This window comes from Nocardioides panacis, assembly GCF_019039255.1.
Taxonomy (GTDB): Bacteria; Actinomycetota; Actinomycetes; order Propionibacteriales; family Nocardioidaceae; genus Nocardioides_B; species Nocardioides_B panacis.
In genome coordinates this window covers 1,347,641-1,370,225 of the sequence record NZ_CP077062.1, presented here as the reverse complement: position 1 = coordinate 1,370,225, position 22,585 = coordinate 1,347,641, and the positions used below count along the sequence as shown (strand labels likewise).

Annotated in this window: 19 protein-coding genes and 1 pseudogene; 4 read left to right on the top strand and 16 right to left on the bottom strand. The window is 74.2% G+C overall.

From position 1 onward, the window contains the following. The first annotated feature begins 51 nt into the window (after window positions 1–51). From KRR39_RS06640 to KRR39_RS06630, 3 genes are all read left to right on the top strand, one after another. A complete protein-coding gene (locus KRR39_RS06640) occupies window positions 52–1,410 on the top strand; it encodes a DNA polymerase IV (protein ID WP_216941283.1) in 1,359 nt (452 codons plus the stop codon). A 54-nt stretch (window positions 1,411–1,464) separates the two neighbouring features. Continuing rightward, window positions 1,465–3,609, top strand: a complete 2,145-nt coding sequence (locus KRR39_RS06635; protein WP_216941282.1) for a S9 family peptidase — start codon at window positions 1,465–1,467, stop codon at window positions 3,607–3,609. Between the two features lie 243 nt (window positions 3,610–3,852). Further along, entirely contained in the window at window positions 3,853–4,749 is an 897-nt protein-coding gene (locus KRR39_RS06630; RefSeq protein WP_216942454.1) for a sigma-70 family RNA polymerase sigma factor, read from the top strand. Window positions 4,750–4,822: 73 nt separating this feature from the next. Here the strand turns inward: KRR39_RS06630 and coaE are convergent, their stop codons facing one another. The 14 genes and pseudogenes from coaE to KRR39_RS06560 form a co-directional block, all read right to left on the bottom strand. Continuing rightward, the gene (gene coaE / locus KRR39_RS06625) at window positions 4,823–5,425 is read right to left on the bottom strand and encodes a dephospho-CoA kinase (RefSeq protein ID WP_216941281.1); all 603 of its coding nucleotides are present in this window, start codon (window positions 5,423–5,425) and stop codon (window positions 4,823–4,825) included. 23 nt (window positions 5,426–5,448) lie between these two features. Beyond that, window positions 5,449–6,495, bottom strand: a complete 1,047-nt coding sequence (locus KRR39_RS06620; RefSeq protein ID WP_216941280.1) for an SIS domain-containing protein — start codon at window positions 6,493–6,495, stop codon at window positions 5,449–5,451. Next, window positions 6,492–7,604 (bottom strand): N-acetylglucosamine-6-phosphate deacetylase, encoded by a 1,113-nt coding sequence (gene nagA / locus KRR39_RS06615; RefSeq protein WP_216941279.1) that lies wholly within the window; start codon window positions 7,602–7,604, stop codon window positions 6,492–6,494. Before nagA ends, KRR39_RS06620 begins: the two co-directional genes overlap by 4 nt. Next, window positions 7,601–8,770, bottom strand: coding sequence for an anhydro-N-acetylmuramic acid kinase (locus KRR39_RS06610; protein ID WP_216942452.1), 1,170 nt, complete (start codon window positions 8,768–8,770; stop codon window positions 7,601–7,603). The genes nagA and KRR39_RS06610 overlap by 4 nt, the downstream gene beginning before the upstream one ends. After that, window positions 8,767–9,930 carry an N-acetylmuramic acid 6-phosphate etherase gene (locus KRR39_RS06605; protein WP_216941278.1) on the bottom strand — a complete coding sequence of 388 codons (1,164 nt, stop codon included), beginning with the start codon at window positions 9,928–9,930 and terminating at the stop codon, window positions 8,767–8,769. The genes KRR39_RS06610 and KRR39_RS06605 overlap by 4 nt, the downstream gene beginning before the upstream one ends. Window positions 9,931–9,964: 34 nt before the next feature. Further along, window positions 9,965–10,552 (bottom strand): annotated as a pseudogene (locus tag KRR39_RS25950) (BadF/BadG/BcrA/BcrD ATPase family protein); the annotation flags it as partial. Then, entirely contained in the window at window positions 10,549–12,006 is a 1,458-nt protein-coding gene (locus KRR39_RS06595) for a glycoside hydrolase family 3 protein (protein WP_216941277.1), read from the bottom strand. The gene KRR39_RS06595 and the pseudogene KRR39_RS25950, both read right to left, overlap by 4 nt. Next, a complete protein-coding gene (locus tag KRR39_RS06590; protein WP_216941276.1) occupies window positions 12,003–12,830 on the bottom strand; it encodes a carbohydrate ABC transporter permease in 828 nt (275 codons plus the stop codon). Before KRR39_RS06590 ends, KRR39_RS06595 begins: the two co-directional genes overlap by 4 nt. Further along, window positions 12,827–13,810, bottom strand: coding sequence for a carbohydrate ABC transporter permease (locus KRR39_RS06585; protein WP_216941275.1), 984 nt, complete (start codon window positions 13,808–13,810; stop codon window positions 12,827–12,829). The genes KRR39_RS06590 and KRR39_RS06585 overlap by 4 nt, the downstream gene beginning before the upstream one ends. Then, complete coding sequence (locus tag KRR39_RS06580) at window positions 13,807–15,123, bottom strand: sugar ABC transporter substrate-binding protein (protein ID WP_216941274.1); 1,317 nt, start codon at window positions 15,121–15,123, stop codon at window positions 13,807–13,809. The genes KRR39_RS06585 and KRR39_RS06580 overlap by 4 nt, the downstream gene beginning before the upstream one ends. A gap of 102 nt (window positions 15,124–15,225) precedes the next feature. Next, entirely contained in the window at window positions 15,226–15,966 is a 741-nt protein-coding gene (locus KRR39_RS06575; RefSeq protein WP_216941273.1) for a GntR family transcriptional regulator, read from the bottom strand. Beyond that, window positions 15,963–17,564, bottom strand: coding sequence for a glycoside hydrolase family 10-like protein (locus KRR39_RS06570; protein WP_254185556.1), 1,602 nt, complete (start codon window positions 17,562–17,564; stop codon window positions 15,963–15,965). The genes KRR39_RS06575 and KRR39_RS06570 overlap by 4 nt, the downstream gene beginning before the upstream one ends. A 65-nt stretch (window positions 17,565–17,629) precedes the next feature. Further along, a complete protein-coding gene (locus tag KRR39_RS06565; protein WP_216941272.1) occupies window positions 17,630–18,547 on the bottom strand; it encodes a class I SAM-dependent methyltransferase in 918 nt (305 codons plus the stop codon). A 117-nt stretch (window positions 18,548–18,664) separates the two neighbouring features. Further along, window positions 18,665–19,627, bottom strand: coding sequence for a GlxA family transcriptional regulator (locus KRR39_RS06560; protein WP_216941271.1), 963 nt, complete (start codon window positions 19,625–19,627; stop codon window positions 18,665–18,667). Between the two features lie 93 nt (window positions 19,628–19,720). On the opposite strand from KRR39_RS06560, the gene KRR39_RS06555 reads away from it, so the two are divergent. Further along, the gene (locus KRR39_RS06555; RefSeq protein WP_216941270.1) at window positions 19,721–19,888 is read left to right on the top strand and encodes a hypothetical protein; all 168 of its coding nucleotides are present in this window, start codon (window positions 19,721–19,723) and stop codon (window positions 19,886–19,888) included. Window positions 19,889–19,978: 90 nt separating this feature from the next. Here the strand turns inward: KRR39_RS06555 and rpsA are convergent, their stop codons facing one another. Continuing rightward, on the bottom strand, window positions 19,979–21,475 hold the full coding sequence (rpsA, locus tag KRR39_RS06550) for a 30S ribosomal protein S1 (protein ID WP_216941269.1): 1,497 nt from the start codon (window positions 21,473–21,475) through the stop codon (window positions 19,979–19,981). Window positions 21,476–21,680: 205 nt separating this feature from the next. Further along, on the bottom strand, window positions 21,681–22,574 hold the full coding sequence (locus tag KRR39_RS06545; RefSeq protein ID WP_216941268.1) for a phosphotransferase: 894 nt from the start codon (window positions 22,572–22,574) through the stop codon (window positions 21,681–21,683). Window positions 22,575–22,585: the final 11 nt, after the last annotated feature.

Genomic DNA, 22,585 nt, shown 5'->3' with positions numbered 1-22,585 from the left:
GGAGCGGTGGACGGTATCCGGCCCCGGGGACGCGCCGGGCATCATGGGCACGTGCGCTCCGACCCGACGATCCTCCACGTCGACCTGGACGCGTTCTTCGCCGCCGTGGAGCAGCGCGACAAGCCGTCGCTGCGCGGCAAGCCCGTCGTCGTCGGCGGGGTCGGGGGCCGCGGCGTGGTCGCCACCGCGTCCTACGAGGCGCGGGTCTTCGGGGTCCGCTCGGCGATGTCGACCCGCGAGGCCCGGGCCCGGTGCCCCCACGCGGCGTACCTGACGGGGCGCTTCGACGCCTACCGCCAGACCAGCCGGCGGGTGATGGAGCTGCTCCGCGGGCTCTCCCCGCTGGTCGAGCCGCTGTCCCTCGACGAGGCGTTCGTGGACCTCGCCGCGGCCGGCCTGGACGACCTGTCCGTGGCGGGCGTGACCGCGGTGGCCGAGCGGCTGAAGGCCGACGTCGCCGAGGTGACCGGCGGGCTGTGCGGGTCGGTCGGCGTCGCGACGTCCAAGCTGGTCGCGAAGATCGCCAGCGACCTCGACAAGCCGGACGGCCTGGTCGTCGTCCCTCCCGGGACCGAGCGGGACCTGCTGCGCCCGATGAGCGTCGGGGTGATCCCGGGCGTCGGGCCGGCCACCGCCGAGCGGCTGCGCCGGGCCGGCGTGCACACGGTGCAGGACCTGGAGGACGTCCCCGCCGACGAGCTGGTCCGGGTCGTGGGGCAGGCGCACGGCACGTCGCTGTACCGGATGGCCCGGGCCGACGACGACCGGCCGGTGGTGGCCGAACGCGAGACCAAGTCGGTGAGCGTCGAGGGGACCTACGACACCGACCTGGTGGACAGGCGGCTGCTGGAGGGGCTCGTGGAGCGGCAGGCCACCCAGGTCGCGGAGCGGCTGCGCAAGGCCCGGCTCTCCGGCCGGACGGTGACCGTGAAGATCCGGCTGCACGACTTCACGACCCACACGCGCTCCTCGACGCTGCCGGCCCCGACCGACGACACCCGGGTGGTCGCCCGGCTGGCCCGGAGCCTGCTCGGCGAGGTGGACACCTCCGGCGGCGTCCGGCTGCTGGGCGTGGGCGTCTCCGGCCTGGCGGACTGGATCCAGGAGGACCTGTTCGCCGACTACGAGGACACCGAGCAGGCCGGGGCGGGGAGCACCCTGGAGCCGCTGCCCGCCGACGCGCTCGCGGCGGTGACCCGCTCGCGGCCCTGGGCGCCCGGGATGGACGTGGTGCACGCCGAGCACGGCGCCGGCTGGGTCTGGGGCTCGGGCGTCGGCCGGGTGACGGTGCGCTTCGAGACCGCCGGGACCGGCCCAGGGCCGGTGCGCACGTTCCGGATGGACGACCCCGCGCTCGCGCCGGCGGCCGGGGACCGCTTCGACGACCCCGAGGACGACCCCGAGGGGTGACCCACCTCCGGTCCGGGCGGTGGCCCCCACGACTGGCGGAATAGGCTCCCTGACATGTCTGACGAGCTGGCTCCCCCGACCGCACGACGCGTCCCCACCGAGCGCACCCACCACGGCGACACCTTCGTCGACGACTACGAGTGGCTGCGCGAGAAGGAGTCGCCCGAGGTGGTCGCCCACCTCGAGGCCGAGAACGCGTGGACCGAGCAGCGCACGGCGCACCTCGCCGGGCTGCGGGAGGCGATCTTCTCCGAGATCCGCTCGCGCACCCAGGAGACCGACCTGTCGGTGCCCTACCGGATGGGCTCGTGGTGGTACTACGGCCGCTCGCACGAGGACAAGCAGTACGGCGCGAGCTGCCGCTGCCCGGTGAGCGGGCCCGACGACTGGACCCCGCCGACGCTCTCGGCCGACGTGGAGATCCCCGGCGAGCAGGTGCTCGTCGACGCGGACGCCCTGGCCGAGGGGCACGACTTCTTCTCGCTCGGCGGCCTGTCGGTCAGCCCGGACGGGAACCTGCTGGCCTACAGCACCGACACCGTCGGCGACGAGCGCTTCCTGCTGCAGGTCAAGGACCTCCGCACCGGCGAGCTGCTGCCCGACGAGGTGCCCGGCACGCTGGGCGGCGCCACCTGGGACCGCCGCGGCACGACGCTCTTCTACTCCACGGTCGACGAGGCCTGGCGGCCCGACAAGGTGTGGCGCCACGTGCTCGGCACGCCGGTCGCCGACGACGTCGTGGTCCGCCACGAGACCGACGAGCGCTTCGGCATCGGCGTGGGCCGGACCCGCAGCGACCGGTTCCTGTTCATCGCCTCGCACTCCAAGACGACGGCCGAGTGGGCTGTCCTCGACGCCGACGACCCTACCGGGGAGTTCCGCGTCGTCGCCCCGCGCCGCCAGGGCGTGGAGTACTCCCTGGAGCACGCCGTCCTCAAGGGGGAGGACTGCCTGCTGGTCCTGCACAACGACGGCGCCGAGAACTACACGCTCGCGCAGGCGCCGGTCGACGCGACCTCGCACGAGCAGTGGGAGCCGCTGCTGCCCTACGACCCCGAGGTCCGGCTCGAGGACGTCGACGCGTTCGCGACCCACCTGGTGCTCAGCCAGCGCGGCGAGGGGCTGACCCAGCTGCGGCTGGTGCTGCTCGACGACACCGCGCCCCACGGCCTGGGCGAGGACTTCCTGGTCGGGTTCGACGAGCCGGTGCACACCGTCGGCGCGAGCGGGAACCCCGAGTTCGAGCAGCCCACCGTCCGGCTCGGCTACACCACGATGACCGAGCCGCCGTCGGTCTACGACTTCGACCTCGGCAAGCGCGAGCTCACGCTGCTCAAGCGCACACCGGTCCTCGGCGACTTCGACCCGAGCCGCTACGTGCAGGCCCGTGAGTGGGCGACGGCTCCCGACGGGACGCAGGTGCCGATCTCGATCGTCGTACCGGCGGACGCGCCGCGGGACGGCTCGCAGCCGATGGTGATCTACGGCTACGGCTCCTACGAGGCCTCCATCGACCCGTGGTTCTCGATCGCCCGGCTCTCGATGCTCGACCGGGGCGTCGGCTTCGCGATCGCGCACGTGCGCGGCGGCGGCGAGATGGGCCGCCAGTGGTACGACGACGGCAAGCTGCTGCACAAGACGAACACGTTCACCGACTTCGTGGCCTGCGCGCGGCACCTGGTCGCGACCGGCTGGACGTCGGCGGACCGGCTGGTGGCCGAGGGCGGCAGCGCCGGCGGCCTGCTGATGGGGGCGGTCGCCAACACCGACCCGGACGCGTTCACCGCGGTGGTGGCCGAGGTCCCGTTCGTCGACCCGCTCACCTCGATCCTGGACGCGTCGCTGCCGCTGACCGCCGTGGAGTGGGAGGAATGGGGCAACCCGATCGAGGACCCCGAGGTCTACGCCTACATGAAGGCCTACTCCCCCTACGAGAACGTCACCGACCAGCGCTACCCGGCGATCCTGGCCGAGACGTCCATCAACGACACCCGGGTGCTCTACGTCGAGCCCGCCAAGTGGGTCGCCCGGCTGCGGGAGACCGTGAGCGCGGCCTCCGGCGGCACCGACGACGTGCTGCTGAAGACCAAGATGTCGGCCGGGCACGGCGGCGTCAGCGGCCGGCACAACGCCTGGCGGGACCGCGCGTTCACGCTCGCGTGGGTGCTCGACCGGCTCGACCGGGCGTCCACAGCCTGAGAACTGGCTGAGTTCTCAGGCTGACCGGCAACTTCCTCCGGCCCTCGTACGTCGTACCGGATGTAGCGATCCGCACGAGTGAACGTTCGCAGAACTCGGGAATCTCGAACACGCGTTCGTCGTTGTGGTGAATACAAGGGCACTCCGTTGGGTATGTCTTTGGCCCCATAGGAAGGGACGGCACGCACCGTGGCAACGACTCGCACCGCTTCGCGTGAGATCGAGGGACGCGACAGCGTCGGCATGTACCTCGACGAGATCGCACGCACTCCCCTGCTCGACGCCATCACCGAGGTCGAGCTCAGCAAGACCATCGAGGCGGGGCTCCTGGCCGAGCACCTCCTCGCCGAGGGCCGCGTCGGCCGCAAGAAGGGCGGGGCCCCGAAGTACGCGACCGAGGACGAGCTCGTCTGGCTGGCCGAGGAGGGCCAGCGCGCCATCCAGCGGTTCATCGAGGCGAACCTCCGGCTGGTGGTCTCCATCGCCCGCAAGTACGGCCGTTCCCAGATGCCGATGCTGGACCTGGTCCAGGAGGGCAACACCGGCCTGATCCGCGCGGTCGAGAAGTTCGACTACGCCAAGGGCTACAAGTTCTCCACCTACGCCACCTGGTGGGTGCGCCAGGCGATCACCCGCGGGATCGCGCAGCAGGCCCGGGTCGTCCGGCTGCCCGTGCACGTCGTCGAGGAGCTCAACCAGGTCGGCGCCGCGCGCCGCACCCTGGAGCGGCAGCTCGGCCGTGACCCCGAGCCTGAGGAGATCGCCCTCGAGCTGGACATGGCCATCGACCGGGTCCTGGACCTGATGTCGTGGGGCCGCGAGCACGTCAGCCTGGACACCCCGGTGGACGAGGACGGCGACACCTCGCTGGGCGACCTGATCGCCCAGGAGACCGCGCCGGGCCCGGACAGCACGTTCCTGGACGTCGAGTCGCGGGACCGCCTCGGGCACCTGGTCGAGCTCCTCGACGACCGGGCGGCCGACATCATCCGGTCGCGCTACGGCCTGGTCGACGGGCGTCAGCACAAGCTCGCCGACATCGGCGCCAAGCACGGCATCTCCGCCGAGCGGGTGCGCCAGCTCGAGCGGGAGGCGCTGCAGAAGCTGCGCACGCTGGCCGACCCCGACCTGGCCGCCTGAGGGCGGCGCCCCTGACCGCTCGACGGGTTCGTCCGTCGGAGCTGGGGAGGTCGGCCGTCGCAGGCAGGCCCGTTCAGCGCCCGGTCGGACCCGTCGAGACCAGCGAGTCGAAGACCTCCGTGACCCGCTCACGGAGGTCTTCGCGCGTCCCGGTGTTCTCCACGACGTGCGTCGCCACCGCCAGCCGCTCCTCGCGGGTGGCCTGCGCCGCGACCCGGGCGAGCGCGTCCGCCCGGCTCATCCCCCGGTCGGCGACCATCCTCTGCACCTGCGTCTCCACCGGTACGTCGACCACGAGCACCGCCTCGAACCGCTCGGCCTGGCCCGTCTCGGCCAGCAGCGGGATGTCGTGCACGACCACCGTGCCCGCCGGCGCGGCCGCCTCCAGCTCGGCGCCGCGGGCCCGGATCAGCGGGTGCAGGATCGCCTCCAGGCGCCGGCGGGCGTCCGGGTCGGCGAACACCACGGCACCGAGCGCGGGCCGGTCCAGCGAGCCGTCGTCGGCGAGCACCCCGGGCCCGAAGGCCTCCACGACGGCGGCCAGTCCCGGCGTACCGGGCTCGACCACCTCGCGGGCCAGCAGGTCGGCGTCGACGACCACCGCCCCCAGCCCGGCCAGGATCGCGGCCACGGTGCTCTTCCCCGAGGCGACTCCGCCGGTCAGTCCCACGCGCATCCGGTGAGTATCCCAGCCGCCGCTCACCGGGTGAGCGTCACCTTGGACAGGTCGCCCGGCCGGTCCACGTCGACGCCGCGCAGCTCGGCCACCCGGCGGGCCAGCAGCTGGCCCGGGACCACCGCGGTGAGCGGCGTCAGCCAGCCGGGCAGCGCGGCCTCCGGCGGCAGCCCGACGGGCAGGCACCCGGCCGGCACCTCGTCGGCGCCCACCAGCACCACCGGCGCCCCCCGGCGGAGCAGGTCGGGGACGATCTCCAGCACCGAGGCGGTCGCCTGCTCGGGCGGGGCGACCAGCACGGTCGGCACACCGGGGCCGACCGCGCCCACGGGGCCGTGCATCAGGTCCGCCGGGGAGTACGGCGCGACCAGGCTGCCGGTCAGCTCGGTCAGCTTCAGGGCGGTCTCGTGCGCGGTGGACAGGTGCAGCCCGCGCCCGACGCAGACCCCGCGGTCGTGCCCGACCAGCAGGGCGGCGGCCTCCTCCAGCCCGGTGCTGCCGGCGACCGCCGCCCGCAGCGCGTCGGGCACCCGGTCGAGGTCGCGGGCCCGTCGCCCGGAGGGGCCGCCCTCCTCCAGCGCCACCGAGAGCAGCGCGACCGCGAGCAGCGAGGCGGTGTAGGTCTTGGTGGCCGCCACCGAGCGCTCGGGCCCGGCGTCGAGGTCGAGGACCTGCTCGGCGGCCCGGGCCAGCGGTGAGCCGGGGTCGTTGGTGACGGCCAGCGTCGGCCGGCCCGCCGCCCGCGCCTCCTCGACGACCGCGACCACGTCCGGGGAGCGGCCGGACTGGGAGATCGCCACCACGGCGTGGTCGGCCAGGTCCGGGGCCCGGCCGTAGACCGTGGTCAGGCTCGGGGTGGCCAGCGCGACCGGCACCCCGGCGACCGCCTGCCAGAGGTACTGCGCGTAGCGGGCGGCGTTGTCCGAGGACCCGCGCGCGACCAGCAGCACCTGCCGGGTGCCGCGCGAGCGGAGCAGCGCCCCCAGGTCGCCGAGCCGGGGACGGACCTGCTCCAGCAGCCGGGCCGCGACCTCGGGCTGCTCCTGCGTCTCCTCGCTGAGCCGGCTCACCGGACCGGCTCCCCGTCGAGCCAGGTCTCCCGGACGGTGAGGTCGTCCTCGAGCACCACCACGTCGGCGCGGGCACCGGGGTGCAGCCGGCCGAGGTCGTCGCGGCCGAGCAGCGCGGCCGGCGCCTCGGTCGCGGCGGTGAGCACCTCGGCGAGGTCCAGGCCCAGGGCGCAGGCGTTCCGGACCGCCCGGTCGAGGGTCAGCGCGCTGCCGGCCAGGTCGCCGCGGTCGTTGCGGACCGCGCCGGCCCGGACCTCGACGGGCACCCCGGCGATGGCGTACTCCCCCTCCTCGCGGGCGGCCGCCTCGGTCGCGTCGGTGACCAGCACGACCCGGCCGCGTGCGGCCTGCCAGACCAGGTGGACCACGTCGTCGGCCAGGTGGTGGCCGTCCAGGATCAGCTGGACGGTGACGTCCGGCCGGGCGAGGGCGGCGCCCGGCAGTCCGGGGGCCCGGTGTGCCAGCGGGCTCATCGCGTTGAACAGGTGCGTCGCGGACCGGGCCCCGGCGTCGTACGCCGCGTGCGCCTGCTCGGCGGTGGCGTCGGAGTGGCCGAGGGAGACCAGCACCCCGTCGGCGCCGAGCGCGGCGACCATCTCCAGGGCTCCGGGCAGCTCCGGGGCGAGGGTGACCGCGACGACGGGCGCGAGCTTGCGCCAGCCGCGCAGCGCGCCAGGGTCGGGGTCCTGCCGGTGCTCGGCCGGGTGGGTGCCGAGCCGGTGCGGGCTGAGGAACGGGCCCTCCAGGTGCACGCCGAGGGGCCGCGCCGTCCCGGGCGGCGCCGCGTCCTCCAGGACCCGGCCGAGGACCCGCAGGGCGTCCTCGGTGCGGGCCGCGGGCGCGGTGATCAGCGTGGGCAGCCAGGCGGTGACGCCGTACGCCGTCAGCGCGTGTCCGAGCTCGTGCAGGGCGGGCGCGTCGGCCGTCATCACGTCGACGCCGGCGAAGCCGTTGACCTGGAGGTCGACGTAGCCGGGTGCGGCGAGCCGACCGCCGGGCGCCGGGGGCAGCCCGACCCGGCCGACGGCACCGTCGACCACCTCGACGTCGCCGGGCAGCAGCCGGCCGTCGACGAGGGCGGCGCTCACGCCGAGGCGGCGGGTGGTCATCGGACCAGCTCCTTCGTGGTGACCCGCAGTCTCCGCGGAGCGGGCACCGGGGCGGGCAGGCGGAGCGGCTCGTCGCCGGGGCTGAGCCGGCCGAGCACCCGCGGGCGGCGCTCGCCGGTGGCGACCGGGACGCCGTGCCAGGTCAGGAAACCGAGCAGCGCCCAGAGCACGGACTCCTTGCCGTCCGACGGCAGTCCGCGGTCGTCGCTGGTGAGCAGCGGGACGGCTCCGAGCCTACCGGCGAGCGCGCCCATCAGCACCGGGTTGGCGGTGCCTCCGCCGGACGCGACGACCTCGGTGGGGGCGTGCGGGAGGACCGCCTCGGCGACGCTCACGGCGGTCAGCTCGACCAGCGTGGCCAGCACGTCCTCCCAGGGCAGCGACGGCGAGGCCGCCAGCGCGGCGTCGAGGTAGCCGGCCGAGAACACCTCCCGGCCGGTCGAGGCCGGCGTCGTGGACCTCAGGTAGGGGTGCTCCCTCAGCCGGGCCAGCAGCGCGGGGTGGACGGTGCCGCCGGCGGCGAGCGCACCGTCGCGGTCGTAGCCGAGCCGGCCGCCGGTGGCCCGGGCCGCGGCCAGGTCGAGCAGGCAGTTGGCCGGTCCGGTGTCCCAGGCGCGGGTGCCGCCGTCCTCGGCGACCACGCTGACGTTGGCGATGCCCCCGAGGTTCAGGGCCGCGCGCGGCCCGCCCGGCCCGCCGAGCCAGAGCCCGTCGAGGATGCCGGCCAGCGGTGCGCCGTGCCCGCCGGCCGCGACGTCACGGGACCGCAGGTCGGAGACGACCGGCAGACCGGTGGCCTCCGCGACCCAGGCGGGCTGGCCGAGCTGGAGCGTGCCGAGGCAGTGCCCGTCGCGCACGGCGTGGTGCACGGTCTGGCCCGGGGAGACCACCAGTGTCGGGCCCTCCGGTGCCCGTCGTACGGCGCGCGCGGCCGCCTCGCCGACGGCCTGCCCGACCAGGGAGTCGAGGAGGCAGACCTCCTCGGCGGTCGTCGTCGCCGGTGGGAGCAGGGCCAGCAGCCGGGCGGCCAGCCCGTCCGGCCAGGGCTCGGTGCGGGTGTCCAGGACGGTGACCTCGAGGTCACCGCCCGCCGCGAGGCGTAGGTCCACCAGGCCGACGTCCAGGCCGTCGGCCGAGGTGCCCGAGGCCACGGAGACGACGATCATCCGTCGACCTCCCCCAGCAGGGCGGCCAGCGCCGCCCGGGTGCTCCAGCCGGCGTGCTCGAGCGCGGCCAGCGCCTCGGCGTCGGTGCAGCCGGTGGCCTCCCGCAGGATCCGCCGGGCCCGACGCCGGAGCTTCTCGTTGGAGGTGGTCACGTCGACCATCCAGGCGCCGTAGGTGCGGCCGGCGACCACCATCGCGCCGGTGGAGATCGTGTTGAGCGCGACCTTCTGCGACGTGCCGGCCTTGAGCCGGGTGGAGCCGGCCAGCACCTCGGCGCCGGTGAGCAGCTCGACCGCGACGTCCGCCCGCTCCGCAGCCGGGCTGCCGGCGTTGTTCACGACCGCGACGGTGGTGGCGCCCGCGGCACGGGCGGCGTCCAGCGCGGCCAGGACGTACGGGGTCCGGCCCGAGGCGCTGATCGCGACGACCACGTCGTCGGGACCGGGCTCCAGCCCGAGCAGGTCCCGGGCGCCGGCCCCGGCGTCGTCCTCGGCGCCCTCGACGGCCCGGCGGTCGGCGTCCCGCCCGCCGGCGAGCACCGCGACCACCCGGTCCGGTGCGGTGCCGAAGGTGGGCGGGCACTCCGCGGCGTCGAGGGCCGCGAGGCGTCCGGGGGTGCCGGCCCCGACGTACAGCAGCCGGCCGCCGTCGCGCAGCGCCCGGCCCGCCGCGGCGACGGCGTCGGCCAGCGCCCGACCGGCGCCGGCGAGCGCCGCGGGCACGGTGCCCTCGGCCTCGAGGAGCACGTCGACCAGCTCCGCCGGCGAGCGGCGGTGCAGGTCGCGCAGGTCGTCGCGGACCTGCTCGGTGGCGAGGACGTCGACGTCGTCGGTCCGCGGGCCGGCCGCGGGAGCGGTGGCGTCGCGGTCGGCCGAGGTGGTCCGTCGGACGAACGCCTCGTGCGGGAGGTCGGTGCGCGCGGCGAGCAGCACGGCGCCGTCGAGCGGCGTGCCGGCGGCGGCCTGGAGCAGCAGGTGGTCCGGGAGCGCGGCGGCGAACCGGTCCGCGAGGGCGGGGACCGCGGCCAGGCCGCCGACGACGGCCACCCGCTTCTCGTCGTGCGGGGCGGCGGCCCCGGAGACCAGGTCGGTCCACAGCCGGGCCGCGTCGTCGAGGATCCCGGCCGCGACCGGGTCGCCGGCCTCCGCCAGGGCGACCACGTCGGGGGGTGAACGCTGCGGCGGTCCGGGCCCAGGACCCGGACGCGTGCAGGGTCCGCGGCAGCACGTCGAGGTCGCCGAACCGGGCCACCGCGGCGACGGACAGCGCCGTCGGCTCCGCGCGACCGTCACGGGCCCGCAGCACCGCGCGCAGGGCGGCCCGGCCGATCCAGGCGCCGCTGCCGTCGTCGCCGAGCCACGGCCCCCAGCCGTCGACCTGGGTGCGCCGGCCGGCTCCGGAGACCCCGAGGGCGACCGACCCGGTGCCGACCGCGAGCACGGTGCCGGGCGCACCCCCGAGGGCGCCTGCGTGCGCGGTCACCGAGTCCGACGCGACGCCGACCACGGCGCCGGGCCAGAGCCCGGCGAGCCGCTGCGCGAGCCTGCCGGCCTCGTCCGGCGCGGCCTCGGCACCGGCGGCACCGACGACCACCGCGGTGGGTGCCCGGCCGTCGGTCGCCAGACCCACGGCGGCCCGCACCGCCGCGAACGCCTGGGCAGCACCGCCCGGGTCGGCCAGCCCGACCGCGCCCGGGGCCTCGACCACGGGCCCGGCCACGCCGTCGTCGACGGCCTGCGCGCGGCAGCCGGTCTTGCCCAGGTCCACGCCGACGACGGTCATCGCTCCCCCAGGATCAGGTCCAGGGTGGCTGCCGCGGTCGCGGCTCCGGTGCCGTGGGTGTGCACGGTGCGTCCTCCTGCGTCGTGGGGGGTGGGCAGGCCGCCGTACACGACGACGGCCCGGGGGTGGTCGGCCAGCACGGCCGCGACGACGGCGGCGTACGACGGGTCGGGGCGGCCCTCGACGACGAGCAGCACCTCGAGCCCGGCGTCGGGCCCGGCGCCCGACGCCGCTGCGCGGGCCTCGTCGGGGTCGCGCACGTCGTGCACCGGCCAGCCGGGCCGGGCCGAGCGGAGCCCGCTCACCAGCGCGGAGTCGGTCCGCCCGGCGGCGTAGGACACCGCCGCACGCGGGACGAGCACGACGGCCCGGTCCGCCAGCCGTACGTCGCCGGAGACCCGCAGGGCCCGCGCCGCCACCGCGGTGCCGAGGTCCGCGGCCGCCGCGGGCGCGACCGGGACCGCGGCGCGCGTCGCCAGCGCCGCGACCCGCGCGGAGGCCTCCTCGAGCCGGGCCACCGGCAGCCGTCCGTCGGCGACCGCACGCTCGACGGCGGCGACGACCTCCTCGACGGCGGCCTCGTCGTCGTAGGGGTCGGGGAACTCGGGGTTCCCGACGCAGAGCAGGTCGACCCCGGCGGCCAGCGCGAGCACGGCGCCCTCGCCGCGGCCGACGCCGGCCGAGATCGCCCGCATGTCGAGCGCGTCGCTGACCACGACGCCGGCGAACCCGAGGTCCTCGCGGAGCACCCCGAGCACGCGGGGGGACAGCGTCGCGGGTCGGTCGTCGACGTCGCCGACCACGACGTGGGCGGTCATCACCGCGGGCACCCCGGCCCGCACCGCGGCGGCGAACGGGGCGAGGTCGCGCTCGCGCCAGGTCCGCTGGTCGACGTCGACGACGGGCAGCCCGACGTGGGAGTCGGTGCGGGTGGCGCCGTGGCCGGGGAAGTGCTTGGCGCAGGCCAGGACGCCGCCCCGGGCCAGGCCGGTGACGAACGCGACGCCGTGCCGGGACACCAGGTCGGGCGTCGCCCCGAACGACCGCACGCCGATCACCGGGTTGTCCGGCTCGCTGTTCACGTCGAGCACCGGCGCCAGCACCAGGTCGAGGCCCGCGGCCGCGGCCGCCGCGCCCAGCCCGACGGCCACCTCGAAGGTGGCCGCGGGGTCGTCCAGGGCACCCAGCGTCGCGTGCCCGGGCCACGGGGACCCGGCGCGCGCGTCCAGCCGGGTCACCGACCCGCCCTCCTCGTCGGAGGCGACCAGCACGCCGTGGCGCACCGCGTGCAGGTCCCCGGTCAGCGCCCTGACCTGCTCCGCGGACCCGACGTTCTGCCCGAACAGGCAGACCCCCGCGAGGCCCTCGGCGAGCCGCTCGCCCAGCCAGCCCGGCACGGTCGTGCCCAGGAAGCCGGGCAGCAGCACCGACAGCGCCAGGCGGCGGGTGCTCATCCCTTCACCGCGCCGGCCACCAGGCCGTCGCTCAGCCGGCGCTGCACGATCACGAAGAAGATCATCACCGGCAGCGTGATCAGCGTGGAGCCCGCCATCACCGCGCCCCAGTTGGTGCCGTACTGGGTGAAGAACTGCCGCAGGCCGACGGCGACCGTGTAGGAGCCCTGGTCGTTCATGAAGGTGATCGCGAAGACGAACTCGTTCCAGGCGGTGATGAACGAGAACACGCTGGTGGCGACCAGCCCCGGCGCGACGAGCGGCAGCAGCACCGACCAGAACATCCGCGGCCAGGACGCGCCGTCGACGTACGCCGCCTCCTCGAGCTCGCGCGGCACGGCCGACACGAAGCCGCGCAACGTCCAGATCGCGAACGGCAGCGAGAACGCGACGTACACCACCACCAGGCCGAACAGGTGGTTGAGCAGCCCGAGGTTCTTGGCCTGGATGAACAGCGGGATCACCAGCGCCTCGAGCGGGACCATCTGCACGACGAGCACCATCACCAGCACCGAGGTGCGGAACCGGAACCGGAACCGCGAGACGGCCACCGAGGCGAGCAGCGCCAGCAGCCCGCTGATCACGACCGTGGACAGCGCGACCACCAGCGAGTTGCGCAGGTACGTCGCGAAGCCGCCCTCGTCGAGCACGAACCGGAAGTTGTCCCAGGTGAGGCTGGTCGGCAGCAGCGAGCGCGAGCCGTCGTTGGCGCGCGCGTCGACGGCCGTCGACAGCATCACGAAGACCGGGAACAGGCTGAAGACGAGGACCGCGGTGAAGCCGAGGCCCAGCCCGACCCGGGAGCGCACCGTCGGGCGGCTCACAGCTCGTCCTGCTTGAACAGGGTGCGGAGGTAGACCAGCGTGATCACCAGCAGCAGCAGGGTGAGCAGCACCGCGATGGCGGCGCCGAGCCCGTAGCGGTTCTGCGAGATCGCCGTGATGTAGGACCAGGTGCCGAGGTTCAGCACGTCGCGGTTGGTGCCGGAGCCGCCCGGCATCAGGTAGATCTGCGTGAACACCTTGAAGTCCCAGATCGTCGAGAGGATCGTGACCACGGCGAACACCGGCTTGAGCAGCGGGACGGTGACGTGCCAGAACCGCTTCCAGGCGCCGGCGCCGTCGAGCGCGGCCGCCTCCAGGGTGTCCTTGGGCAGCGTCATCAGCCCGGCCAGCACGGTGACCGCCACGAACGGGAAGCCGTGGTGCACGACGTTGAGGGTGGCGATGCCGTAGAACGGCAGCCGTTCGGTGAACCAGTTGGTCGCCGCCGGGTCGATCAGGCCGAGGGCGCCGAGGGCCCGCATCACCGCGCCGTCGCGGGCGTCGAACAGGAACACCCACACGTAGGTGCCGGTCACCGCGGGCATCGCCCAGGCGACCATGATCGCGCTGGTCAGCACGCCGCGCGCCCAGCGGCCCAGCCGGACCAGCAGCAGCGCCACCAGCGTGCCCAGGGTGACCGTGAGGGTGACGTTGACCGCGGCGAAGACCACGGTGTTCGGCAGCGCCACCTTCCACAGCAGCGGGTCGGTCAGCACCTCGCGGAAGTTCGCCAGCCCGACCCACGACGACTGGCCGGTGACCAGCTCGCGCAGCCCGAAGTCCTCGAAGGCCAGGACCCCGACCCGGTAGAGCGGGTAGAGCAGCAGGCCGCCGAGCACCACCAGCGCCGGGGCCTGGAGCAGCCAGGGCAGCCAGCCGGGGGTCAGCCGGCCGCCGGACTCCGGCCGCCGCGACCGGCGCGGCCGGGGGTGCCGGCCCCCGGGCTGCGCCTGCCGCGGCGGCGTCGCGGTAGCCGTCATCCCTTGGCGAAGATGTCGTCCATCTCCGTGGCCGCCTTGTCCGTGGCGTCGGCGACCGACGCCTTGCCGGACAGGATCGACTGGAGCATGGCCGAGACGGTCTTCTTGCCCTGGACCTGGCCGTAGAGCGGGGTCACCGGGAGGCTCGCGCCGCCCTCGACCATCTGGGTGGCGAAGGGCGCGACGACCGGGTCGTTCTCCTGCTGCACCTGGTCGAGCAGCGACTTCGTGCCCGGGAAGAAGCCGGACTGCTCACCCCACTGCTGGGCGAACGTGCCGGTGCTCATCAGCTTGACGAACGACCAGGCGAGGTCCTTGTCCTTGGCGGTCTCGAAGACCCCGAGGTGCGAGCCGCCGAGGAACGACGGGGCGACTCCCCCGTCGGGACCGGGGATCGGGAAGGCGCCGATCTTGCCCTTGAGGTCGGGGTTCGCCTCGACCAGCGCGCCCGGGGTCCAGCTGCCGGCGATCATCATCGCCACGTCGCCGCGGGAGAACGCGTCGGAGAGGTCCGCCTCGTCCCAGGTGGTCGCCGCCGGGCTGGAGAAGCCGTGCTCGGTCGCCAGGCCGGTGTAGAAGTCGATGCCCTTCCGGGCCTCGCTCGAGCTGATGTCGCTCTTCCAGGAGCTGCCGTCCTGCTCGGCGATCTTGCCCTGGTTGCCCCAGATGAACGGGTAGACGCCGTACTCGCTGTCCCCGGCGACCGGGAACGTGATCATCTTCGGGTCCTTGGCCTTGAGCGTGTCGCCGACCTCGACCAGCTCGTCCCAGGTGGTGGGCGGCTTCACGCCGGCCTTCTCGAACACGTCGGTGCGGTAGATCACCGAGCGGACGCCGGCGTACCACGGCATGCCGTAGAGCTTGCCGTCCACGGTGCCGGCGTCGACCAGCCCGGGGACCAGGTCGCCGTCGAGGCCGGCCTGCTTCACCGCCGGGGACAGGTCGGCGAGCGCGCCCGCGTCGGCGAACTCGGGGGTCCAGGTGGTGCCCACCTCGGCGACGTCGGGGGTGGTGCCGCCGGCGATCGAGTTCACGAACTTGTCGTGCGCCTCGGCCCAGGGGACGTACTGCACGTCGAGCGTCGCGCCGGTCTCCTTCTTGAAGGCCGCCGAGACACCGGAGAAGAACGGCTTGGCGTCGGGGTTGGTGCCCTCCATGATCCAGACCGACAGCGACTTGCCGGCCCCGTCGACCTTGCCCGTGGAGTCGGAGATCGCGCCGCTGTCGGAGGAGCCCCCTCCGCAGGCCGCCACCGTGAGGCTCAACGCGGCGAGACCGACCGCGAGCCGTCCCGCCTTCCTGGTCACCAACATGTGCGCACCCTTTCGTCCGTGCCGCGTCCCGAGAGTGGAGGCGGGGCTTTGTACCAGAGGTCTAGACCTATGGTCGATTCTGTGGGGCCGGAACGACCGGCGTCAAGAGGCCGGGCCGTCGGGCGGGAAGATGTCCACCACGATCCGGTAACGGTCCCCGCGGTACGTCGACCGCACGAACTCCGCCACGCCGCCGCTGCGGACCCGCGAGGTGCGCTCGAACAGGAACACCGGCGACCCCTCGGGCACGCCGAGCAGGGCGGCCTCGTCGGCGCCGGCCAGCGCCGGCTCCACGGTCTGCGTGCCGGCCACCACGGGGTCGTCGAACCGCCGGGCCAGCAGGTCGTAGAAGGACGCGCTCTCCAGGTCCTCCCCCGTCAGGCCGGGCGCGACGGTCGCCGGCACGTGCAGGTCCTCCAGGGCCATCGGCACGTCGTCGGCCAGCCGGAGCCGGCGCACGAACAGCACGTCGGTCTGCGGCGGCACGTCGAGCAGCGCCGCGAGCATCATCCCGGCCGGGAACCGCCGCGACTCGACGGTGTGGCTGCCGGGGCGCAGGCCGCGGGCCCGCATGTCCGCGGAGAACGACGTGGCCGCGAGGCGCTGGCTGACCTTGGCGCCGGCGACGAAGGTCCCCGACCCGCGCCGGCGGATCAGCCGCTTCTCCTCGACGAGGCCGTCGACCGCGCGGCGCAGGGTCATCCTGGCCACCCCGAGGTCCCGGGCGAGGTCCCGCTCGGCGGGCAGCGGCTCCCCCGGGACGAGCCCGGCGATCATCCCCTCCAGGCGCGCGCGCAGCAGCTCCTGCTTGGCCGAGCCCGGCCCGTTCTGCACGGTGGTCATGGTCGATTCGTACAGCATCCGCGGGTGGCACGCGACCGGCTCTCCCGGTAGGCCCGGTCCAGCGCGGTGACGACGTAGGTGGCCCGGCCCGCGACCGGTGCCCGGTCGACGTACCTCTGCGGCCCCCGGGACCTCTGCGTGCCGTGGCCGGTGGCGTGCACGGTGGCCACCAGGTGCGTGGCGTCGGCGGTGGTGCAGCGGTCGGCGCGTCCCGCGACCCGGTAGACGGCGTACGACGAGCCGGTGCCGCGCCAGGTCACGGCCACCCCGGCCGACGTGCGCCGGGCGGTCAGGTGGGTGACCGGCCGCGGGGCGCGGCCGGGGACGCCGGCGGTGACCGGGACGATCGCCGGGTGCCGGTAGTGGTCGGCCCGCACCCGGTCCATGTGCCCGAGCCGGTCGGCGCGGACGTCCTTGGCCGAGAAGTAGACGTCGCCGTCCACCTCGGGCACCGTGCGGTCGAAGGCGAGGTGCCTGGTCATCTCGGCCGGGTCGCTCCAGGCGGGGTCCTGGGTCGAGGTGCCCACCTTGTACGTCGCCTGGCCGACGTAGAGCTGCACGTCGGTGCCGCGGACCTGGTCGGCCCACCAGGGGACGAGCACGCCGTAGTCCGCCGGGGCGAAGCCGATGTTCCAGTAGACCTGCGGGGCGATGTAGTCGAGCCACTCCTGGCGCACCCACCTGCGGGTGTCGGCGTAGAGGTCGTCGTAGGTCTGCGCGCCGGCGGTCGTCGCGCTGCCGCGCGGGTCGGTGGCCCGGTTGCGCCACACCGCGAACGGGCTCACTCCCAGCTTCACCCACGGCTTGACCCGGTGCACCCGCCGGTCCAGGTCGGAGACCAGCAGGTCGTTGTTGTGCCGTCGCCAGTCGGCGCGGCCCTGCGCGGTGTCGGGGAAGCCCGCGCCGTGCGCCGCGAACGTGGCGTCGTCGTCGAAGGCCTGCCCGGCGACCGGGTAGGGGTAGAAGTAGTCGTCGAAGTGCACTGCGTCCACGTCGTAGCGGCGGACCACCTCGAGGATCACGTCCTCGGTGAGTGCCCGCACCTGCGGCAGGCCCGGGTCGTAGTACAGCTTGCCGCCGTAGGACCTCACCCAGTCCGGGTGCCGGGCGGCCGGGCTGCCCGGCGCGAGGGCGCCGCGGTCGGTGCCCATCGAGACGCGGTAGGGGTTGAACCAGGCGTGGAACTCCAGGTTGCGCGCGTGCGCCTCGCGGACCGCGAAGGCCAGCGGGTCGTAGCCGGGGTCGCGGCCCGGCGTGCCCGTGAGGTACGTCGACCAGGGCTCCAGGCGCGAGGGCCAGAACGTGTCGGCGGTCGGCCGGACCTGGACGACGACCGCGTTCAGGCCGGTGTCGACCGCGTCGTCGTAGAGCCCGCGCAGCTCGGCGCGCTGCCGGTCGGGGGTCAGCCCCGGCCGGGAGGGCCAGTCGATGTTCGCCACCGAGGCGATCCACTCGGCGCGCAGCTGCCGGGCCGGGGCCGACGGGTCGACCGGGCAGGTGCGCGCCGGGTCGGCGGCCGCGCGGACCGCCCCGAGGGGCAACAGGGCCGCGACGAGCAGCAGGACGAGGACGGACGGACGCGATCGCACGATGAACACACCCCGAGACGAGTGAACCAATGGCCTAGACCAGACAACCCGTCGGGTGCCGCGCTGTCAAGGCCTCAGGGCCGGCGGCCCCACATCACGACCTGGCCGCCGTGGTCGTGGGCGCGCACGTCGGCGAACCCGGCCTCGTCCATCAGCCCGGTGACCTCCTCGACGCTGATCGGACCGCCCCCGGTCAGGTGCGCGCCGTGCGCGTGCACGGCCCGCTGGAACGGGTCGGCCTCCCCCGGCGCCGCCATCACCGGCGAGACCACCCAGCGGTCGCTGCGCAGCGCCCGGAACACCCCGTGCAGCCCGCGGGCCAGGTCCGCGCGCGGGATGAACGCCTGCGGCAGCCAGGCGAGGTCGAACGCGTCCACGTCGTGCAGGTCGGCCACCGACTGCAGCCGCAGCTCGACCCGGTGCGCCAGGTCCGCGTCCGACAGCTCGCGCCGGGCCACGTCGAGGACCGGGGCGAGCACGTCGAGGCCCACCGCGGTCACCCCCGGGAACATCTGGCACAGCCGCCCGGACACCGCACCGATCCCGACCCCGACGTCCAGGAAGCGCGCGGTGCCGTCCAGGAACGCCGCGTGCGCCGCGGCCATCTGCGGCAGCATCCCCTCGCCGATGGCGGTCGCGGCCGCCACGCTGCCGCGGCCCTGGGCGACGACGATGTCGAGGTCCTCGGCGGTCCAGCCCGCCGTACCCCCCTCGGCGTGCCGGAGCGCCCGCCGCAGGTAGGAGACCAGACCGCCGGCCAGCGAGACCGGGTCGAAGTACCACGGGTGGGTGTCGACCGGCTCGAGGGTGTCGTCGGGGTTGCGGCGCAGCACCTGCGCGGCGACCAGCAGCTCGGCGTCGTTCAGGTCCAGCTCGTCCTCGAGCGGCTTGCCCGCGAGCATCCGCGCCCAGCCGCCCTGGGTGGCCAGCCGGGCGATGGCGCTGACCACCATCGGGTGCTCGCTCGACTCGATCATCGGTGACTCAGACACAGGACTCTCCTCCGACGCCCTGCTCCGTCAGCAGGATCGGTCATGTAGGACGTTCGAAGCCGTCCTCGGCGCGGATGGGTCCCCACGGGCAGGCCTCGACCCGGTGCCCCGTCCGGCTCAGCTCACGCGACGCTGGTCCAGGCTGCTGAAGGTCCGGCGGTACTGCTGCGGGCTGACCGAGCGGGCCTTGGTGAAGTGGTGGCGCAGCATCGCCGCGGTGCCGAAGCCGACCTCCTCGGCGATCCGGTCCACCGACTGGTCCGTGGTCTCCAGCAGCTCCTCGGCGCGCAGCACCCGCTGGCTGGTGATCCAGGCGTGCGGGGTGGTCCCGGTCTCGGCGCGGAACCGGCGCGCGAAGGTGCGCGGCGACATGCTGGCGTCGCGGGCGAGCGACTCGACGGTGTGCTGCTCGTCCAGGTGCGTGGTCATCCAGACCAGCAGCGGACCCAGCGTCTCGGCGTCGCAGTCGGGCACCGGGGTGCGGATGTACTGCGCCTGGCCGCCCGCGCGCTGCGGCGGCACGACCATCCGGCGGGCGACGGTGGACGCGGCCGCGGCGCCGAACTCCTGGCGCCAGAGGTACAGGCACGCGTCGATGCCCGCGGCGGTGCCGGCGCTGGTGAGCACGCGGTCGTCGTCGACGTACAGCACCTCGGGCTCGACCCGGGCGAGCGGGAACCGGCGGGCCAGCTCGTCGCTGTGCCGCCAGTGCGTGGTGCAGGAGCGACCGTCGAGCAGCCCGGCCTCGCCCAGCACGAAGGCGCCGGTGCACAGCGACAGGATCCGGGCCCCCCGCTCGTGGCCGGCCCGGAGGGTGTCCAGGACGCAGTCGGGCACGTCGGCGCCGCCGCCGGCCGGCACCGCGATCAGGTCGGCCTCCTCGGCGCGGCCGAGGTCGTGCTCGACGGTGATGCCGAACCCGGCCTCGGTGGTGACCGGGCGACCGCCGGGCGCGCAGACCGCGAAGTCGAGCACCGGGAGGCCCTCGTCGGAGCGGTCGGAGCCCCACGCCTCGTGCAGCACGCCGAGCTCGAAGGGGGCCACGCCGTCGAAGGCCAGGACGGCCACGTTGCTGAGCATGGGACCAGGATGCCACAAGGTTGGCAGGAAATCGATGCACTCTGTCATTGCTGCCACTGGTGGCAGGATCTGGTGCCGAGCATGATTACTGCCATGAACATTCTTCCCTTCCTCGCGACGGTCTTCGTCATCCTTGCCACGGCCTACCTGGTCTTCGCGCTCGTGCACTTCGTCGCCAACGACGGCGTCTCGCTGCGGCACCGCACCCCGCCGCGCAGCCACCCCGCCGACGACTTCGAGCGGTACTCCCACTTCGCCTGACCCCGTTCGGGGACGCAGAAGGGCCCGGTCACCCTCACGGGTGACCGGGCCCTTCCGGTCGTTCAGTCCGCTTCCGCGGGGGTCAGCCGATCAGGCCTGGCCGCCCGTGAGCTTCTCGCGGAGCGCCTGCAGCGCCTCGTCGGACGCGAGCGAGCCCGCGACCTCGGTGCTGCCCGCGCCGTCGTCGCTGCTGCTGCCGGTGCTGGTGCTCGGCTGCTCGGAGGAGTACGACGTCGCCTCGCCGGCCTCGACCTCCGCCTTGGCGGCCTCGGCCTGCTGCTTGACGTGCGCCTCCCAGCGGGCGTGCGCCTTGGCGTACTGCTCTTCCCAGATGCCGCGCTGCTCGTCGAACCCCTCGAGCCACTCGCCGGTCTCCGGGTCGAAGCCCTCCGGGTAGATGTAGTTGCCCTGCTCGTCGTACGACGCGGTCATGCCGTACAGCGTCGGGTCGAACTCCTCACCCTCGGCGGCCGTGGCGGTCTCGTTGGCCTGCTTGAGCGACAGCGAGATCCGGCGACGCTCGAGGTCGATGTCGATGATCTTGACCATGACGTCGTCGTTGACCTGGACGACCTGCTCGGGGATCTCGACGTGACGCTCGGCGAGCTCGGAGATGTGCACCAGGCCCTCGATGCCCTCCTCGACACGCACGAACGAACCGAACGGCACCAGCTTGGTGACCTTGCCCGGGACGATCTGGCCGATCTGGTGGGTCCGGGCGAAGTGCTGCCACGGGTCCTCCTGCGTCGCCTTCAGCGACAGGGAGACACGCTCGCGGTCCATGTCCACGTCGAGGACCTCGACGGTGACCTCGTCGCCCACGGCGACGACCTCGCTCGGGTGGTCGATGTGCTTCCACGACAGCTCGGAGACGTGCACCAGGCCGTCGACGCCGCCGAGGTCCACGAACGCACCGAAGTTGACGATGGAGGAGACGACGCCCTTGCGGATCTGACCCTTCTGGAGCTGGGTCAGGAAGCCCTGACGCACCTCGGACTGGGTCTGCTCGAGCCACGCACGACGCGAGAGCACGACGTTGTTGCGGTTCTTGTCGAGCTCGATGATCTTCGCCTCGAGCTCCTTGCCGACGTACGGCTGGAGGTCGCGGACGCGACGCATCTCGACGAGGGAGGCGGGCAGGAAGCCGCGGAGGCCGATGTCCAGGATGAGACCACCCTTGACGACCTCGATGACGGTGCCGGTGACGACGCCGTCCTCTTCCTTGACCTGCTCGATGGTGCCCCAGGCGCGCTCGTACTGGGCGCGCTTCTTGGACAGGATCAGGCGGCCTTCCTTGTCCTCCTTCTGGAGGACCAGGGCCTCGACCTTGTCGCCGACGGCGACGACCTCGGAGGGGTCGACGTCGTGCTTGATCGACAGCTCACGCGAGGGGATGACGCCCTCGGTCTTGTAGCCGATGTCGAGCAGGACCTCGTCGCGGTCGACCTTCACGATGGTGCCCTCGACGATGTCGCCATCGTTGAAGTACTTGATCGTGGCGTCGATGGCTGCGAGGAAGTCCTCTTCGGACCCGATGTCGTTGATCGCGACCTGCGGTGCGTCCGAGAGAGTGGGGGTGATCGTCATAGGGGAGCGGATTCCTTGGGATGGATGATGTTGTGCGGACGCGCGAGAAGCCCGGTTTCACTACCAATGGATCATGGACCGCCGACGGACGAATGGGACCATCGACTGATAGCGAGCGAGAACCTGCTCTGTCTGAGACTCCGGCAGACCCCTGCGCATCCCACAGGATACGCAAGGTCGTCGACCCGAGTCCAACCCGGACCGCTCAGTCCTCCGCGTGCAGGTCCCCGCTCGCGGCGATCGCGGCGAGCCGCCGGTGCGCCCGCTCGGCGACCGGGTTGTCCGTCCGCCGGGCGGCGAGGTCGACCAGGGCGTACAGGTCGGCCGCCCGGGCCAGGTCCAGCACGTCGTCGGGGGCGTCGGCCACGTGCTCGGTGTACGTCGCCAGCACCGCGCCCGCGAACGCCGGGTCGCGGTCGAACCGGAGCAGGTTGCCCAGGTCGGTGACCGGCATCCCGGCGTGCGCGAACTCCCAGTCCAGCACCCCGGTGACCGCGAGGGTGCGCGGGTCGACCAGCAGGTTCTTCGGGTTCAGGTCGCTGTGCACCAGGCACGTGCGCCGTACGGCGTCCAGGAGCTGCTGGGCCGCGTCCGCGACCTGCAGCAGCCCGTCGTACGCGGCGTCGGCCCACTGCTCGAGGGCGGACCCGGGCCGGTGCGCCTCCACGAAGTCCACCAGGTCGCCGGCCGGGAGCGGCTCGACCCGGAGGTCGCCGTCGACGAACAGGCCGGGCCGCGGCAAGGGCATCATCGCCAGCCGTCCGAGCACGACGCCGACGCTGCGGCCGACCGCCGCGCGCGAGGTCTCGTCGAGCCCCGGCAGCAGCAGGTCGAGCCGCTCCCCCGGCACGAAGGAGGTGACCAGCAGGCCGGGCGCACCGGTCGTGGCGTCGGGCCGGCGGACGTCGAGCACCTCGGGCACCGGCAGCAGCCCGCGCACCAGCCCCAGGACCGCAGCGTCGACGTGCGGCGCCTCGGGCCCGCGCGCCCGGCCGCGCTCGGCGTAGATCCGCACCACGGTGCGCTCCCCCGCCGCCTCGGCGAGGAACGTCTCGCCGCTGTGCCCACCCGCGAGGGGCCGGAGTCCGTAGCCGTCCACGACCCTGATGC

Coding starts and splice junctions, on each gene's coding strand:
- KRR39_RS06635 (WP_216941282.1), top strand. CDS start 1,465: ATGTCTGACGAGCTGGCTCCCCCGACCGCACGACGCGTCCCCACCGAG.
- KRR39_RS06630 (WP_216942454.1), top strand. CDS start 3,853: ATGTACCTCGACGAGATCGCACGCACTCCCCTGCTCGACGCCATCACC.
- coaE (WP_216941281.1), bottom strand. CDS start 5,425: ATGCGCGTGGGACTGACCGGCGGAGTCGCCTCGGGGAAGAGCACCGTG.
- nagA (WP_216941279.1), bottom strand. CDS start 7,604: ATGACCACCCGCCGCCTCGGCGTGAGCGCCGCCCTCGTCGACGGCCGG.
- KRR39_RS06610 (WP_216942452.1), bottom strand. CDS start 8,770: ATGATCGTCGTCTCCGTGGCCTCGGGCACCTCGGCCGACGGCCTGGAC.
- KRR39_RS06595 (WP_216941277.1), bottom strand. CDS start 12,006: ATGAGCACCCGCCGCCTGGCGCTGTCGGTGCTGCTGCCCGGCTTCCTG.
- KRR39_RS06585 (WP_216941275.1), bottom strand. CDS start 13,810: ATGACGGCTACCGCGACGCCGCCGCGGCAGGCGCAGCCCGGGGGCCGG.
- KRR39_RS06580 (WP_216941274.1), bottom strand. CDS start 15,123: ATGTTGGTGACCAGGAAGGCGGGACGGCTCGCGGTCGGTCTCGCCGCG.
- KRR39_RS06575 (WP_216941273.1), bottom strand. CDS start 15,966: ATGACCACCGTGCAGAACGGGCCGGGCTCGGCCAAGCAGGAGCTGCTG.
- KRR39_RS06560 (WP_216941271.1), bottom strand. CDS start 19,627: ATGCTCAGCAACGTGGCCGTCCTGGCCTTCGACGGCGTGGCCCCCTTC.
- KRR39_RS06555 (WP_216941270.1), top strand. CDS start 19,721: ATGAACATTCTTCCCTTCCTCGCGACGGTCTTCGTCATCCTTGCCACG.
- rpsA (WP_216941269.1), bottom strand. CDS start 21,475: ATGACGATCACCCCCACTCTCTCGGACGCACCGCAGGTCGCGATCAAC.